We start from the raw sequence: 16086 nt of genomic DNA on the forward strand, positions 1-16086 counted from the left end.
TCTCTCAATAGAAATTGAATGGGACCGGATTTTGCTATGCACAAACAATCCATTTTCATTCTACTTTGTATCTTTTTAATGACCGGATGTTTTGCATCGAAGAAAGAATCCGATTCAAGAGACCAACAACTTATAAGTTGGCTCCTTGCTTCCGGTTCCGATCCATCCTGCGTCGATTACTATACTCAAGGGAACCTTTGTCTCAAAACTCCGGTTGTAATCAACGAAAAATGTTCCTCTCCTGAATTAGATCGCTTTCAAAATGGAATCCAACCGGCCGGTTCGCAAAACAGAGATACCTTAGGAGAACTTCTCCGCTGCTGGAGTAAGTGCAATTCTACATTCTATCTAAACTACGTTTCCTCGAACGGATCTTGTTCCTTCGATACGGAGAAAAATTTTGAAGATGCAAAGCGCTCCGGTTCCTCAAATAGCGGGAATCTTTGGAGACAATGCCAGTCTAATTGTAACACGGGGGCCGATCCCGCCTATCCAAAGTTAAAAGGAATTTCTACAACGACAACCTATTGGCCATACTTATGAAAACCCTCGAAGAAATCACCAAAGCACTCAAGAGCACTTATATGGATCATGAAGTGGAAGAAAAACTTCCTCTGATCCAAGAAATTCAGAAATTAAAAAAAGAAAAGAACGCGGTTCTTCTCGGACATAATTACATGACTCCGGATGTTTTTCATGGAGTTTCCGATATCACGGGCGATTCTCTCTATCTAAGTAAGGTGGCGGCCGACACTTCCGCCGATATCATTCTTTTTAACGGCGTCCACTTCATGGCGGAGACGGCGAAACTTATGTCCCCGCAAAAGAAAGTCCTGATCGCGGATTTGAAAGCGGGATGTTCTCTTGCAGAAAGTATTACGAGACAGGATGTAATCGATCTTAAGAAAAAATATCCGGGAGTCCCGGTGGTCACTTATGTAAACTGCACAGCGGACGTAAAAGCGGAGACCGATATCTGTTGCACTTCGGCAAACGCGTTACAAGTGGTCGAATCTCTGGAGAGTGATACGGTCATTTTTTTGCCGGACCAATATTTGGCTGCGAACGTTCAGAATCTTACGAAGAAAAAAATCATCACGCATCCCGGAAGTTGTATGGTTCACGAGATGTATTCCGCGGATGATATCGAACTTACGAGAAGACAATTCCCCGGTGTTACGGTCATCTCCCATCCGGAATGTAAAACTGAAGTCGTGGATCATTCCGATTATTCCGGTTCCACTTCTCAGATGAGTGAATTCATTCGTAAATCCGAAGCTAAGAACATTTTTCTAATTACGGAATGTTCCATGGGGGACAATCTTCGTTCGGAATTTCCGGACAGACACTTTGTCTCCACTTGTCAGGTCTGCCCTCACATGAAAAGAATCACTCTGGAAAAAATCAGAGACGCGCTCCTCTACGATCAGTTCGAAATTCATCTGGATCCGGAAGTCATCGAGAAAGGAAGAATGTCCGTTCAAAGAATGTTGGATCTTTCTTTTAAGAAGTAGGAACTCCTATTTTTTTTCGAAGAGATATGCGGCTTTCGTGAGAATTTTGAAAAGTAGGAACTCCTACTTTATTCTCGAAAAGATTTGCAACTTCGTGAGAATTTTGAAATGTAGGAACTCATACTTTATTCTCGAAAGGACATGCAACTTCGTAAAAATTTTGAAATGTAGGAACTCACACTTTATTCTCGAAAAGATATGCAACTTCGTGAAAATTTTGAAATGTAGGAACTCATACTTTATTCTCGAAAAGAAATGTAACTTCGTAAGAATTTTGAAAAGTAGGAACTCACACTTTCTAAGATCAACGGTTTCCATCTATCCTCTACAATTCTTCCGGGGATTTGTTTGTCGGAACAAATGTTGAGAGCAGCGAAAAAGACTTGCGTTTCAAAAAAACAGCAATTCTGAAAAAGAAAAAAATCTACATCGATAAAGAATATTATTATTTAGGAATATAACAATGTATCGAATTGGAAATGGAATCGATTTTCACAAACTGGAAATCAATCCGGAGCGAGCTCTCGTTCTGGGAGGAATCGAATGTGAATCCGAATTTGCTCTTGTGGGGCATTCGGACGCCGATATCATTCTCCACGCGATTTCCGACGCGATCTTGGGAGCATTGGCCCTCGGCGATATCGGCCAGTATTTTCCGGACACGGATCCGAAACTAAAGAATATGGACAGCAAGCTCATTCTTTCCAAATGTTTGGAACTCATGAAAGAAAGAAATTTCGAACTCATCAACGTGGATTGCACCGTGATCGGAGAAAGACCAAAGATCGCCCCTCTCAAAGAAAGAATTACAAAATCCTTAAGTAGCCTATTATCTCTTCCTGCAGATTGTGTTTCCGTAAAGGCCACCACAACCGAAAAGATGGGAGCTTTGGGAAGACAGGAAGGAATCGGAACCTTCTGTACGATTCTTTTGGGTAAGAATTCTAAGATTTGATTCGGATTCTTCTCTAACCTTGATCGTAAACGAATCGTTTTTTGATTCAAAAAAAACGAATATACAAAACGATTCTTATGTTCGGACTTTCCTCGTGCGGAACTTTTACTTTTTCAGAGTGTCTTCGAACGCAATTTTAGAAATATCCGACTTTAGAAGATTTTTCTTTTCCTTGATCGTTTTTGGAACCCGCATATCGACCTTGTGCAGATTTGCTTTTTGAATGGTAATTTTTTTACCTTCCAGATTCTCCATCACGACTTCTTTGTCGTCCTGTCCGATTTGTTTTCCGTCGACACTCGAACCGTCTCTCAAAATCGCTCGATCCGTAAAACCGCCGTTCGGGTCGGGAATCACGGCTTCCAATTCAATAGAACTTTCATCAAAGCCTAGAATTTTAACCTGTGACAAGGAATCGCCCGTCTTCAAATGAACTATTACTTTTCCGGAAGCCGCCAATTGATAAAGCGTCTGATCTACCGATTGTTTTTCCGGATTCCAACTGTTCGCAAATAAATTCTCTTCACAAAATTCTATCGTCCGAGTTCTTCTCACGAGAGTGATCGCCCAACCTCCGACGAGAGTGACCGCGTAGTCTTTCCAGTTTGTGACTTCCGTGATTCTCAAAGTCTGACCTGCGGGAACGCTGGGTTCTGCTTTACGAAACACCGGAGCCAAACCGAACAAAAAAGAATAAAGAGGTTCAACGGAAGCAACCTTACAAGTCGAATCCGCAGAAGCCAAAACCGTTCTATGATTTTTATCCTCGCTCAATCTCTGATCGATCTTACAATAAGAAAGAAGAAGGATGATATAGAATGGAAATACAACGTAGAATTTAATTTTCATAGGCCCTTTTTAACGATTATGGTTTTTCAAGTTTTTGATTGGATTGCAATGAATTCAGAAAAATACATTCAATAAATTTAATGTATTTTAACTCAAATTCCTCCGAACACACCGAAGAGCTTTCTTAGCCCCCGAACTCACAATATTCTTCACTGATGCATTCGCAAGCCCTGGTCCGAGCATTGAAATTTTTGCCGCGGTGGAAGAAGTACAAGAAGTTGTTGTCCAATAATCCCCGGAAAAAGTTTCCGAAAATAAAGTCGTATCAATTGCAATTCCGGCAAATCCTGGCAAACAGACAATTCCACCGGCGCCTCCCGCAAAACAAGGATTCACCGTTTTAAATCCCGGGCAACCCGCCATCAAAGACCCGTTAGGGCCGCTATAAAGATCTGCCGGAGGGGGAGCAATCGCAGAATAAGCTCCAGGCAACGATTGCATTGCGGGCAGATCCTTTTGCATACTTTGACATGCAGTCATCAAAGGCCCGGAAGTTAAGAATAGACCGTCGTCACAACTTGCATCCGCAGTAGAACAATAAGCGAGAGTATCGGTTATCGCTCCGTAGTCATCAGCTGTGCTTCCTTTTCCTTGACAGTCATTGAAACCAGGTCTGTAGACTTGACCGTAAGAACATTTCGTCCAATAATTATCCAACCCGGAAGAAAAGATAACTACCGCCCCATTCACTCGATCGCCGTTCGCAGCCAAGACTACCGTAACAGTATAATCTTTTTTTAATCCGTTTTCATCGGTGAACGAATAAACAACTGGGTTTGTAAAATCCTGAACCGTAATTCCGGAAACCTGAAGTGTTCCCCCCACTTCCAGCTTGGAGTTTTCAGGAATCGAAAACGTAGCTTTCAGCGCGCTTACGACCGCTCCGTTCGGAACCGCAACGGTAACGGTGGAATTCGATTGCGCTTCCGTGATTCCTCCGGCGCAGATTCCCGCACCACAATAATTAGAAAAAGAAGACGATAGATCGAATGCAAACGCCTTGATTCCATTGGCGTTCGGTTTAATCACCGCGGCTAATCCGATTAACTGTTGCTCGGTACAATCCGGACAGTTTTCTTTGGTAGGAAAAATCGACTCGGTGACAAACTGAGAAAGTGGATTTAAAAAACAATTTGTAGAAAGACCACAAATCAAAATCACAAATAGATTACATAAGATTCTTTTCATTTTATAACTTTCCAATAAAAAGAGTGTAACCCAAGAAATCGGATCTTGCATCCAAATTTCAAAAACGGGGAAAGAAAGTTTATAAAAAAATGACTTTGTGCTCCGGAAAGGGACTTAGAGGACCACAATGAAGCCAAGAACCTCCCCCATTCGAGTAGGATTTCTATTTTTGTAGGAAAGGACTTCGTCGCTTAACAGAAACGTCAAACCGAAGTCCTTTCTCTCGCTCCATTTAACTCGGAACGTCGAAACTGAAATTATCCAGATCATCCGAGGGAGCTTTTTTAAAAATGAGCGCGTCCGAACCGTCGTTATAGTAGTGTTTTCTTATATGAATTCTTTGGAATCCGCAGACGTTATAGAGACCGATCGCGGAAACGTTGTGCGAACTGACCTCGAGGAAAAAAGTTTTTTCTCTTTCGGCGTTGAGCAAAAATTCTAATATGAGTTTCGCCTTACCTTTTCTTCGATGAGCAGGATGAACCGCGACTCGATAAATCTCGATTTCATCTCCGGCGAGTTTATAGAGCAAGTAACCCAGATCCTTTACCCCGATTCCTTCCGATTCTGCAAAATGAGAAAGAATCATTTCTTCGGTCCAGGCTTGCGATCCGAAACAGGCGTTTTCCAGCAAGAGCAGCCAGCTTAAATCGGATTTATCGAGTTTTTTTATATCCAAAAGATTGAAACCATTTTGATTTTACTGTCAAATTCTGATTGCAGGAGTCCAATGTTCAATCAAGATTCAGCACCTATAATATTCGAGAAGATTGAATTCTTCTTAGGAATCTTAAGAATCAAGGAGTTAGTATGAAAAAAATAGGTAAAATCGTATATGCGGTTCCCTTTGCGATTTTCGGATTGTTCCACTTCCTTTCCGCTCCGGCGATGTCCGGGATGGTTCCGTCCTACATTCCCTTTCCGGTAATCTGGGTTTATCTCATCGGCTTGGCTCTGATCGCGGCTGCAGTTTCCATCATTACGGGAATCAAAACTCATCTCGCGACGATCCTTCTTGCGGTTCTTCTCGGAATCTTTATCGTTTTGGTTCATCTTCCGGGCGCGGCTGCGGGAAATCAAATGTCCACCGTTTCCCTTCTCAAAGACCTTTCTTTGCTCGGCGCGGCTCTTTTGATCGCAGGTTCCACGAAAGACTGAGTTCTTTTTTTGAAAAAAGCGGGGTTTAACTCCGCTTTTTTCATTTTTCTCCTCAAAAACATCCTTCCTCTTTTCCATCCGAGAACCGTAACATTTAGGGAGATGAGATTTTTTCCGTTAGCCGATAGTTAAAGGAAGAACTCACCCGTTTCGAGGAAGTTTCATGTCACAAAACATTCTACGCGTTCTCATCGTTTTTACCCTTTTCTTTTTTGTTTCCTGCGAAAGGTCCAAAAACTTTGGATTTCAAAATCGGGGAGATCGACCTCCTAGCGTGGAAGATCTGGAAGCCTGGAAAGAAAGACTCGCCCTCAACGAAGCCGAGATCATCGAACTGGAAAAGAAAATCTCTGCGATGGTTCAAAAGACCAGATCCGCCGGCGCCTTGAGTTGGAAGATCGCACAAGGTTATATGAAAATCGGCGACTACGATATGGGAGTGAAATACTATAACCGCGCGCTCAAAGAAAATAACGAAGGGAAGAAAGTCGAAATCGTAGGAGCCGAACTTCATTTTTTCGAACCGGCGATTCCTTTTTTTGAAAAGGCTCTTCTTCTCAAACCGATCGACCAACAGCTGTTATTCGAAACCGCGCTCGCATACGCAAACGCTTCCAAAGACAGGGGTTGGGAAACCGCGAGAAGACAGATCGCGATCGATCTTTTTACTCACCTCGCGATCCAAGATCCGAGAGATTCTCGATTTCCATTTCAATTGGCTCTGATCTATTTCGATTCTTCCATGCCCGATTCTTCTTGGGAAGGTGTGTCAGCGGGTTTTCACGATCAGGACAAGGCGTTAAGAATTTTGGACGATATTCTAAAAAAAGAATTTAGAAACGTTCCCGCACGTTTTGCAAAGGCTAACTTTTTATACAGACTCGGAAAGACGGATGACGCAAAAGAAGAATATCTGAAAATCAAAAAGACAATCGAAGAATTGAACGACGCGGGTTTGGTTCGGGAAGGTCTGAATAAAAACGATTCTTATCAGAACGTCCTTCAAAACTTAAAAAAAATCTCCGAAAATTCTCCGAAAGAAGAATGAATCTCCTCGTCCTCGCAGATCCCAAGGTCTCGCAATTTTGCATTCGTACAAGAATATTCAAAAAATGGAATTCTTGGGAAGAAGCTCAAGTCAATCTACGTTCCTCTCTTCCGGAATCCATTTTGCGGAACTCAGAACTTTTTTCGGAAAGAATTTCGAAAGAACTTCAAGAGTTGAAGTTCTCTATCCTTTCCATCTTCGACGACGAATATCCGCCGCTCTTAAAAGAAATCTTTGATCCGCCTCTGATTCTTTTTACAAAAGGAAATCAAAAAATTCTCCGTGAGAATTTTGCCGCCGTCGTCGGAACCAGAGAACCTTCCCCCATTTCCTCCTTCACAGTAACGCTCCTTCCTTCGTTTCTAAAGACTCAGGGATTTTTTGGAATCGTTTCCGGCCTCGCAAAGGGAATCGACGCGATCGCAATGCGCTCCGCTCTCGACGAAGGTTTGTCCGTGATCGGCGTAATGGGAACCGGACCCGAAACTGAATATCCGATCGAAAATAAGAAATTGTATCGGAGTATGAAAGAATCGGATCGCGCCTTGATTCTTACGGAATATCCTCCGGGTCATGTCCCATTAAAATATTCTTTTCCAAAACGAAATCGAATCATCACCGGAATTTGTTCTTCGGTTTTTATCTTAGAAGCTCCTGAAAAGTCAGGAGCCATTTCTTCTGCACACAACGCCCTCGAACAGGATCGGCAGATCTTTATCTTTTCGCATCCGAGCCAAACTCGAAATCAAGGCGGGGAACTTTTAATTCGAGAAGGAGCTGACGTTTTGGATTTAAGAACCATCTCTTTGGGAATGGAAGAAGTCTTTCATTCAAACGAGCTTTTGCCCGATTCTCAATCGGCGATCCCAGGAATGCTTGCAGAACTTTCAAAGAAACGTTTTTCTGGCGAGTGGAAACATATCGGATCCGGTTATTATGCGAAAAAAACAAATTCCCAATCTTTACTCCCGGGCCTTTGATCCCGTTCCCGCCTGGTCTCTCGGACTTTATAGAATCGTCTTCGGTTTTTTACTTTTTATATTAGCATTTCGTTATTTTGCAAACGGATGGATCTCTAAATATTTTTTAGACCCGGCCTTTCACTTTAAATTCTACGGACTTTCGTGGGTCGGAGTTTTTCCCGCTTGGATTTTATATCCCCTCTTTGTTTCTCTTCTTTTTTTCTCCATTTTCATCGCGCTGGGTGTCTTTTATAGAATTTCGATTCTCTGTTTTTTTATCATCTTCAGTTATATCAACCTTCTGGAAGTCGCGGTTTATCTCAATCACTACTATCTCATCTGCCTCATTCTCTTTTTATTGATCTGGATCCCGGCGGACAGGGCTCTCAACGTATTTCATATTTTTAGAATATTCAAAAACAGAGCGATTCAAGAGATCGAACCGATTCCGGCCTGGAATTTATATCTTTTGCGTTTTCAAATCGGGGTTGTCTATTTTTTCGGGGGAATCGGAAAACTCGTTCCGGATTGGCTCGTCGACGCGCAGCCGGTTCGTATCTGGCTCTTACGGAACTCCGACATTCCTATTTTCGGTTCGACCCTTTCCATGCCCGCGACCGGCTATCTTTTTAGCTACGTCGGTTTGGTCTTCGATCTTACCGTTCCATTCTTACTCTTAAACCGGAAGACAAGAGCATTCGGATATTCTTTAGTTCTTATATTTCATTTTTTAACTTGGAAATTGTTTCCGATCGGAATGTTTCCTTGGGTGATGATCTTAAACGCTACGCTTTTCTTTTCTCCTACTTGGCCCGTGGATCTGTTTCGTTTTCTCAAATCCAGGAGTATGCTTCCCAATCGCGAGAATATTCTTCTTTTCTTATGGACCCGCTTCCCGATCCATTTTAGAAAATCGGTTTTTGCTTTTATCGAATCCTTTTTGCGCTTTTTAGAAAAGAAATCTTTGCAATCGGAGAATTTTCTTTTTTCAAAAGGAAGGAGTTTGAGAAAAAAATTCGGTTTTGTTTTGTCCGATCGTTCGTTCCGTTATTTCTGGGTTTTCTATATTCTTCTCCAAATCCTTTTACCTCTCAGACATTTTTTATATCCGGGTTATCATCTCTGGACCGAACAGGGATTTCGATTCTCTTGGCAGATCATGCTCGTTCAAAAAAACGGGATCGCTTCTTTTCGAGTCGTCAATCAACAAACCGGAGAAACCACGGTCGTACTTCCCGAATCTCATCTCAACGAGATCCAGAGAATTATGATGAGTTATCAGCCGGATTTGATTCTTCAATTCGCGCACTGGGTCGGCGAAAATGAAAAGGCGAGAACGGGTCAGGAAGTTTCCGTCTATGCGGACGTGATGGTTTCTTTAAACGGAAGAAAGAGTCAGATTCTGATCGATCCGGAAAGAGACCTCATGAAAGTTTCGAACTCTCTCGTAAACAAAGAATGGGTTCTTTCCGGCGATGAAGACTAACGTTATACGCCCACGAAGGACCGCATCGAAACCGATCGATTTTGAAAACTGTGATGAATGAACTTTATCTTTTCTTCCGGCTTCATCGCGCCTAAAACATAAAAGATCGGCTCCAAATGTTCCGTAGAGGGAGCCGCAAGTTTTGCGATATCTCCCTTTTTCTGAAATTCCAAAATCGCTTTATCGTTTCTGGATTCCAGAGCTTGTCGAACGAACTCGTCAAACTCGATCGCCCAGTCCGCCGGAGTCGCGTTCATGTTGTGAAAGTCGGCCTTTCCCAAATTGTGAACGATGTTCCCGCTTCCTATGATCAACGTTCCCTCTTCTCTGAGTTGTCTTAACTCTTGTCCGATCTCGTATTGTTGTTCGGGGCTCGCGTTTGCGTCGATGCTCAATTGCACCACGGGCAGATTTGCTTTTTGAAAAAGAAAATAAAGGACTCCCCAGCTTCCGTGATCGATTCCCCACTCCGACGTGGTTTGAACCGATACGGATTTGACGAGTTCCTTCACTCGATCCGCCAACGCGGAATCTCCTTTCGGACGATATTGGATTGCATACAACGCGTCCGGAAATCCATAGAAATCGTAAATTTGTTCGGGAGGATCGGAGATTGTCACATAAGTCCCTCTCGTTTTCCAATGCGCGGAAACAACGAGAATATTCTTCACTCCTTCGAGGTTTGAACCGAATGCTTCCAAACTACGAGTGAATTCCGATGGAATGACGAGATTCATGGGGGATCCGTGACCTAAGAATAGAACTGGATTCATACTGTTATTTAGACACAACCCGCTCCAAAAAGAAACACAGTTTTGATGAATTTCTAAAAATCCAAGATCCGCTTATCTAAATTTGGAAATTATTTTCAAGAGCCCTAATGCTTCCTTTTTCAAATCCGATGTTGTATCACGGCCGTCGATTACGATCCATTCTATAATATATTATATTTTTAGAATATTGTTGGTAAGGCGTCTTTGTTGGCCGTAATCTTTCGATCTACTTGAGTGACATAGATCGAAAACGGATTCATAAGCAAGTCATGATCGTTCGAGTATTGAGAGGTTATGGCAATTTAGAGTAATTTTATGTACTTCATTTTCGAAAAACAAACTCATAACCATTCCTAAGAATCGGAATAATCCTTAATTAGTAAAAAAGTAAACATGTTGCCAGAATTCTTTAGATCGAAACGTCGAAACTCATAACAAGCCAGATTGATGAAGAGAAAAGTTTTAGTCCTCATTCCCCTATTTTTATTTTTACAAAGTTGTATGGCTTGGCCTCTTCTAACCGGAACCTTGGGTTTAGCGGTTGGGAAAAAAAGCGGCGGCGCTCCTTTGTTCTTTCTTCCATCCGGTAGTTCGGAATCCGCAGTCACTCGTATCGAACTTACTTCACAAGATTCTTCTATCGCAAAAGGTACAAGCTCGCAACTTCACGTGACCGCCATTTTTGACAACGGAACCAATCGGGATATCACGAGTTCCGCTACGATTTTTTCCTCTTCCGCTTCGGTCGCAGCAATCGAAGGAAATTCTGTGAGAGGACTTTCCATTGGATCCTCCACTTTAGAAGCAGATTACCAAGGTTTTACTTCAAGATTGGAGATTACGGTTACCCCGGCGCTTTTGAATTCGATTCAAGTTACGAGTTTGGATTCAGGCACGTTAGCCGTCGGTTCCAGTAGACAGTTCTCCGCAACCGGTATTTTCTCGGACGGCTCCAATCAAGATCTCACAAACGATCCTCTGACAACCTGGTCTTCCAGCAACATCTCTTTGATTTCGGTTAACGCTTCCGGTCTCGCGACGGCGCAAGCTTCCGGCACGGTCAGCGTTCGAGCTTCCTTCGGTTCCAAACAAGGATTTTTATTACTAACGGCAAACGGCGTCACTCTTTCTTCGATTCAAGTAACTCCTTCCAATCCGAGTATTCCCTTAGGTGCGAATCAACAATTCATTGCTACGGGGATTTATTCGGATAATTCTACTCAAGATCTGACGAACTCGGTTACTTGGACGGTTTTAGACACTTCCATTGCTACGATTCAAAACGACGGTTTGTCTCAGACGATGGACGTCGGTTCCACCACGGTCTTTGCCACATCGGGATCTAAGATCGGCTCATCTACGTTAACCGTAACATCAGCCTCTCTCGTCTCCATCTCCATTAGTCCGGTAAATTCTTCCGGCGCGAAAGGTCTTCAGACTTCTTTTACCGCGACCGGAATTCTTTCCGATAACACGAGTTTGGATATTACAGATCAAGTCAGTTGGACTTCGACCGATACGAACATTCTTACGATTTCAAACGCTTCCGGCTCTCACGGTTTGGGTTCATCTCTCAATCCGGGAACGGTAACGATCACGGCTTCCATAGGAGGAATCGACGGGTTTACGGATTTCACGGTTACACAAGCGGAACTCGTTTCCATCGCTGTGACTCCGATCCTTTCCTCCAAAGCGAAAGGTCTTACGGAACAATTCTTTGCGACGGGGACTTATACGGACGGTTCAACTCAGGATATTACGAATTCCGTTACATGGACTTCTTCTTCCCCTATCGTCAGTATTTCCAACGTAGTCGGTTCCAACGGTTTTGCACAAACGTTCTCGATCGGCAGCACGGTTATCACCGCCACATCGGGAAGTCTTCATGGCAGCACGACCTTCAACGTCACTTCGGTGATTCTTACTTCCATTCAAGTAACTCCTTCCAATCCTTCTTTGGCAAAGGGTTTGACAAGAATCTTTACTGCCACCGGAATCTATTCGGATTCTTCCAATTTGGACATTACATCTTCCGTTACTTGGTCTTCTTCCAATTCGGTAATTGCTTCTATCTCGAATGCGAGCGGTAGCGAAGGGCTGGCTTATGGAAACGAAATCGGCACTACATCCATTCAAGCAACCTTTGGAAACATCACGAGTTCAGGAGTTACGTTATCCGTAACAGCGGCGGAACTGATTTCCATCGGAATCACTCCTTCTTCCGCCACGAGAGCCAAGGGATTGACTCAGAATTTTACAGCGACCGGTGTGTTCACTGACAATTCGACTCAAGACATCACGGAACAAGTGACTTGGTATTCTTCCGATACAGTCATCGCCCAAATTTCAAACGTCTCGGGAAACAAAGGTTTTACAGACGCTCTTGTTCCGGGCTCCAGCGATATCTCCGCCGCACTGGGTTCAATTTCCAGTCCATCGATTTCCTTTATTGTGACTCCGGCAGAATTGGTTTCTATTTCCGTGACGCCGATCAATCCGTCCGTCGCCAAAGGATTTTCACAACAATTCGATGCGGTCGGAACCTACACGGATAACACGACTCAAAATATAACGAACTCGGTCACTTGGTCTTCTTCCAATGTCTCAAAGGCTCAAGTAAGCAATTCCGCGGGAAGCGAAGGCCTGACTTCTACTCTTAACATTGGAAACGTTTTGATTACGGCGACGTTAGGATCCATTTCGGGTTCTTCGAACTTAACCGTTTCTTCCGCGGTTTTGATTTCCATACAAGTCACTCCGACCAATCCTTCCGTCGCAAAGGGTTTAACAAAACAATTTGCGGCGACGGGAATTTATTCGGACAATTCCACCCAGAGTTTGACCTCGCTCGCAACCTGGTATTCATCCGATCCTTCCAAGGTGTTGATCAGCAACGCTTCCGGTTCGGAAGGTTTGGCTACGACAAATGAATTAGGCAATTCTAATATATTTGCAACATACAATTCGCTTCAGAGTAATGTGACCGTTATAAGCGTGACCCCGGCGGAACTAGTGAGCCTCGTGGTCAGCCCGCCTTCTCCTTCTAAGGCAAAAGGTCTTACTCAACAATTTACCGCTACTGGAATCTATACGGATAGTACGAGTCAGGATCTTACGCAGTTAGCGACTTGGTATTCGTCCAGTCCGAGCGTAGCTCCGATCAGCAATGCTTCCGGAAGTATCGGACTTGCAACCGCTCTTTCTACCGGTTCTTCCGATATCTACGCGGTTTATAATTCTTGGAATAGCAATACGGTAAGTTTTACAGTCAATCCGGCGGCTTTGGTTTCCATTCAAATTAGTCCCATTCATTTGAGCCTCGCAAAAGGATTGAGTCAACAATTCAATGCTCTTGGAATCTATTCGGACGCCTCGTCACAGGATATCACGACTGCCGTTTCTTGGTCTGGCTCCAATCCTTTGTCAGCGAGTATTTCGAACACAATCGGTACGGAAGGAATGGTCAACGCTCTACAAGTGGGAAGCAATACGATCTCTGCGGTTTACGGCTCCATTTCCGCTACGACGGATTTAACGATCACCTCCGCAACGTTATCTTCCATTGCAATCTCTCCCACAAATCCTACGATCAACGCGACGATTACAAAACAGTTTACTGCCGTTGGAACGTATTCCGATGCGAGCGCAGTGGATTTAACCGCCCTGGCCACTTGGTCGAGTTCCAATACTCTTTTGGCAACGGTGAGTAACGCAATCGGATCTCAAGGTCTCGCAACTGGAATCAACGGAGGAAGTTCGACAATCACCGCGACTTACGGTTCCGTTTCCGGAAGTACGACGTTAACGGTAAATGCAATCGATACGACCCCTCCCACGGTCACTTCGGTAGTATCTTTGTCTCCAACTACGATTCGAATCGTATATTCTGAAAATGTAAACAATACCGAAGCGCTCAACGTTGCTAATTACAAAGTAGTAAACAGTGCCTCGTTGACCGGAACTTGTTCTGACAATTCGGACTTTAGTGCAAATTCACAAACGGGCGATTTTTCACTGAGCAATATCAGTGGGAGCGGCAATACCTTTACAATCGCCCTTTCCAGTTCTCAAATCTCGGGAAAAACATACACTCTTGTCGTCAATAAAACCGGAGTGCACGACCTTTCCTTTGTTCCGAATCTTTTGGGTTGCCCGAACAACGCCGATTTTTCCGGTCAGGAACAACTAAAAATTTCAGGAGCCGTTTGTAACACGGTTGGAAGAGTGATTCTTTCCTTTTCCAAGTCCGTTTATTCCGGTGCGGACATCGCAAAGTCGGCGGAGTGTTCGAACTCAACTCAGTGTGCGCTTCGATATAAATTTACCGGAGTTTCCTCTTTAGGCAACGTAACCAGTGCGAAACTTTTAGATGGAACCATTTGCGGAGGAGCGCCTGCCGATTCTTCCAAAGTGTGTCTAACGCATTCTCTTTCTCAGAGCGGAGGTCAATATACCGTGATCGCCGCAAACAATTTAGACGGAGATGGCTTTGACGATACTTCCTGGGGTGCGATTCGCGACGCTTCCGATACCGAGAATCTTCAATCTTCTCCAAAAGACAGAACCAGCTTTATCGGATGCGGAAGTTCCCCCGTAAATTTTACGGATGGTCCGATCGCGAGCAACCCGTTTGCGGATGATTCGTCCTTCGGTTATCTAACCAGTTATAATGGAAGAATCTATATAGGACCCAATACAAACGGAAATCAAGCCGTACGTTTTAACTATGACGGAACTTTACCCGAGTCCGTATCCTTTTCTTTTACAAAGGACACAACTTCTTCGGGAGGATCGAATGTTTCGTCTAACTCAGCTTCGACGAGAGACGGGGGAATCGGAGTTCCTCCTTATGTTACGATCGGTCACACCGGATGTTCCGCGAACAACGCAAATCAAACCACGGGTTGCGGGCCGGATAACGAAGACGGGCGCGGTGTGTTTTCAACGGGATCTTTAGGCGGAATCGAACATATCCTTATGGCGGGTTCGAGATCCTCAGAAAATTTCAACTACTTGTATTATTCTTCCGATACGGATTCAGGTCTCGATTTCAAATACATCGATATGGGGTCGATCACAGGAACCGTAACAGCCGGAACCTCTTCCATCACGGTGATGAACGATCGAATCTATTCCGGTTTTGCAAAAAGAAATCAAAGTACAAACTCGCCAGATTTCGGAAAAATCACATTCAATTCTTCTGATACGTCCAGATGTACGATCGGAAACAATTGTAATGCGAACGACGGCACGAGAGGGGATCGTTTTAGAATCGATAGAATGCCTTATTTCGGAGGAGGTTCTTCCGAAGGAAACAATTCGCATATCAACTGGGCTTACTACGTCGGCATCGATTCCTTGTTTGTTTTTAACGGAAGAATCTACGCCGCGAACGGAGGATTTCCGAATTCTTCACATAACGGAAGTATTATACGTTCCACAAACGGCAACCCGATCCCTTGCGACGACTTGGATAGTTGTTCCAATTGGGCGGACGTAGCTCCGAGAACGGATTCCAAATGGCATAACGGATCCAATAACAATTGGTTTTCTCTTGAACTTACGAAATACTACGATCTGATTCCAGCCGATAAGGCCTTCTCTCAATTTGCGGAATTTAACGGAAAACTTTACGTTACGAGAACGGTTTGTATTACACCTCAGGACAATTCCGGATTACGCGGTTCGGTTCAAACGATCTCCGGTTGTACAAACGGCAATTACAATAACAGAAGACCTCAACTTTGGAAATGTGATCCGACTCTGACAGCAAACAACTCCAATTGTGACGCGGGAGATTGGTCCTTGATCGGAGACGACGGTTCCGGTTTTACGAATTTCGGAAACGTTTCCAATCATAGCATAACGATGGCGGTCCGAAACGGTTCGTATCTCTATATCGGTTTTGACAATGAGAGCGGCGTTCAAATCTGGAGAACCAATATTCAAAATCCGGGATCTTCCTCTTCGAATTGGGAACAAATCGGAGCAAGCGGTTTAGGCGATACGAATAACCGTCAAATTTACTCTTCCATTTCAGGAACGGACGCCGGGGTAAATTATATCTACATAAGCGTGGGCAAAAACAGCCAACCCGTGAGAGTTTACAGACAACAAAACAATTGATATGAAAAAACATTCTAAAATTAGAAT

12 protein-coding genes are annotated in these 16086 nt (G+C 43.8%); 8 read left to right on the plus strand and 4 right to left on the minus strand.

Annotated elements, in window-relative coordinates; all coding sequences use genetic code 11:
- The first annotated feature begins 18 nt into the window (after positions 1-18).
- The 3 genes from A0128_RS16425 (at position 19) to ispF (ending at position 2469) form a co-directional block, all read left to right on the plus strand.
- Entirely contained in the window at positions 19-543 is a 525-nt protein-coding gene (locus A0128_RS16425; RefSeq protein WP_069608495.1) for a hypothetical protein, read from the plus strand.
- A complete protein-coding gene (gene nadA, locus A0128_RS16430; protein WP_069608496.1) occupies positions 540-1514 on the plus strand; it encodes a quinolinate synthase NadA in 975 nt (324 codons plus the stop codon). Before A0128_RS16425 ends, nadA begins: the two co-directional genes overlap by 4 nt.
- 463 nt (positions 1515-1977) lie before the next feature.
- Positions 1978-2469: a 2-C-methyl-D-erythritol 2,4-cyclodiphosphate synthase gene (ispF, locus tag A0128_RS16440; protein ID WP_069608498.1), complete on the plus strand. Its 492-nt coding sequence runs from the start codon at positions 1978-1980 to the stop codon at positions 2467-2469.
- A gap of 105 nt (positions 2470-2574) precedes the next feature.
- Here the strand turns inward: ispF and A0128_RS16445 are convergent, their stop codons facing one another.
- From A0128_RS16445 to A0128_RS16455, 3 genes are all read right to left on the minus strand, one after another.
- Complete coding sequence (locus A0128_RS16445) at positions 2575-3318, minus strand: LIC_13076 family protein (protein WP_069608499.1); 744 nt, start codon at positions 3316-3318, stop codon at positions 2575-2577.
- An 87-nt stretch (positions 3319-3405) separates the two neighbouring features.
- Positions 3406-4506, minus strand: a complete 1101-nt coding sequence (locus tag A0128_RS16450; protein ID WP_069609357.1) for a hypothetical protein — start codon at positions 4504-4506, stop codon at positions 3406-3408.
- A gap of 232 nt (positions 4507-4738) precedes the next feature.
- Positions 4739-5185, minus strand: coding sequence for a GNAT family N-acetyltransferase (locus A0128_RS16455; RefSeq protein ID WP_069608500.1), 447 nt, complete (start codon positions 5183-5185; stop codon positions 4739-4741).
- 131 nt (positions 5186-5316) lie between these two features.
- On the opposite strand from A0128_RS16455, the gene A0128_RS16460 reads away from it, so the two are divergent.
- The 4 genes from A0128_RS16460 to A0128_RS16475 all read left to right on the plus strand — a co-directional run bounded on the left by A0128_RS16460 (position 5317) and on the right by A0128_RS16475 (position 9160).
- Positions 5317-5664 carry a DoxX family protein gene (locus A0128_RS16460; RefSeq protein ID WP_069608501.1) on the plus strand — a complete coding sequence of 116 codons (348 nt, stop codon included), beginning with the start codon at positions 5317-5319 and terminating at the stop codon, positions 5662-5664.
- 163 nt (positions 5665-5827) lie between these two features.
- Positions 5828-6712: a tetratricopeptide repeat protein gene (locus A0128_RS16465; protein ID WP_069608502.1), complete on the plus strand. Its 885-nt coding sequence runs from the start codon at positions 5828-5830 to the stop codon at positions 6710-6712.
- Positions 6709-7692 (plus strand): DNA-processing protein DprA, encoded by a 984-nt coding sequence (locus tag A0128_RS16470; protein WP_069608503.1) that lies wholly within the window; start codon positions 6709-6711, stop codon positions 7690-7692. Before A0128_RS16465 ends, A0128_RS16470 begins: the two co-directional genes overlap by 4 nt.
- The gene (locus tag A0128_RS16475) at positions 7649-9160 is read left to right on the plus strand and encodes an HTTM domain-containing protein (protein WP_069608504.1); all 1512 of its coding nucleotides are present in this window, start codon (positions 7649-7651) and stop codon (positions 9158-9160) included. The genes A0128_RS16470 and A0128_RS16475 overlap by 44 nt, the downstream gene beginning before the upstream one ends.
- A gap of 2 nt (positions 9161-9162) precedes the next feature.
- Here the strand turns inward: A0128_RS16475 and ygiD are convergent, their stop codons facing one another.
- Entirely contained in the window at positions 9163-9933 is a 771-nt protein-coding gene (gene ygiD, locus A0128_RS16480) for a 4,5-DOPA-extradiol-dioxygenase (protein ID WP_069608505.1), read from the minus strand.
- Positions 9934-10380: 447 nt separating this feature from the next.
- On the opposite strand from ygiD, the gene A0128_RS16485 reads away from it, so the two are divergent.
- Positions 10381-16059: a beta strand repeat-containing protein gene (locus A0128_RS16485; RefSeq protein ID WP_069608506.1), complete on the plus strand. Its 5679-nt coding sequence runs from the start codon at positions 10381-10383 to the stop codon at positions 16057-16059.
- Positions 16060-16086 lie beyond the last annotated feature (27 nt).

The organism is Leptospira tipperaryensis, from assembly GCF_001729245.1.
GTDB lineage: Bacteria > Spirochaetota > Leptospiria > Leptospirales > Leptospiraceae > Leptospira > Leptospira tipperaryensis.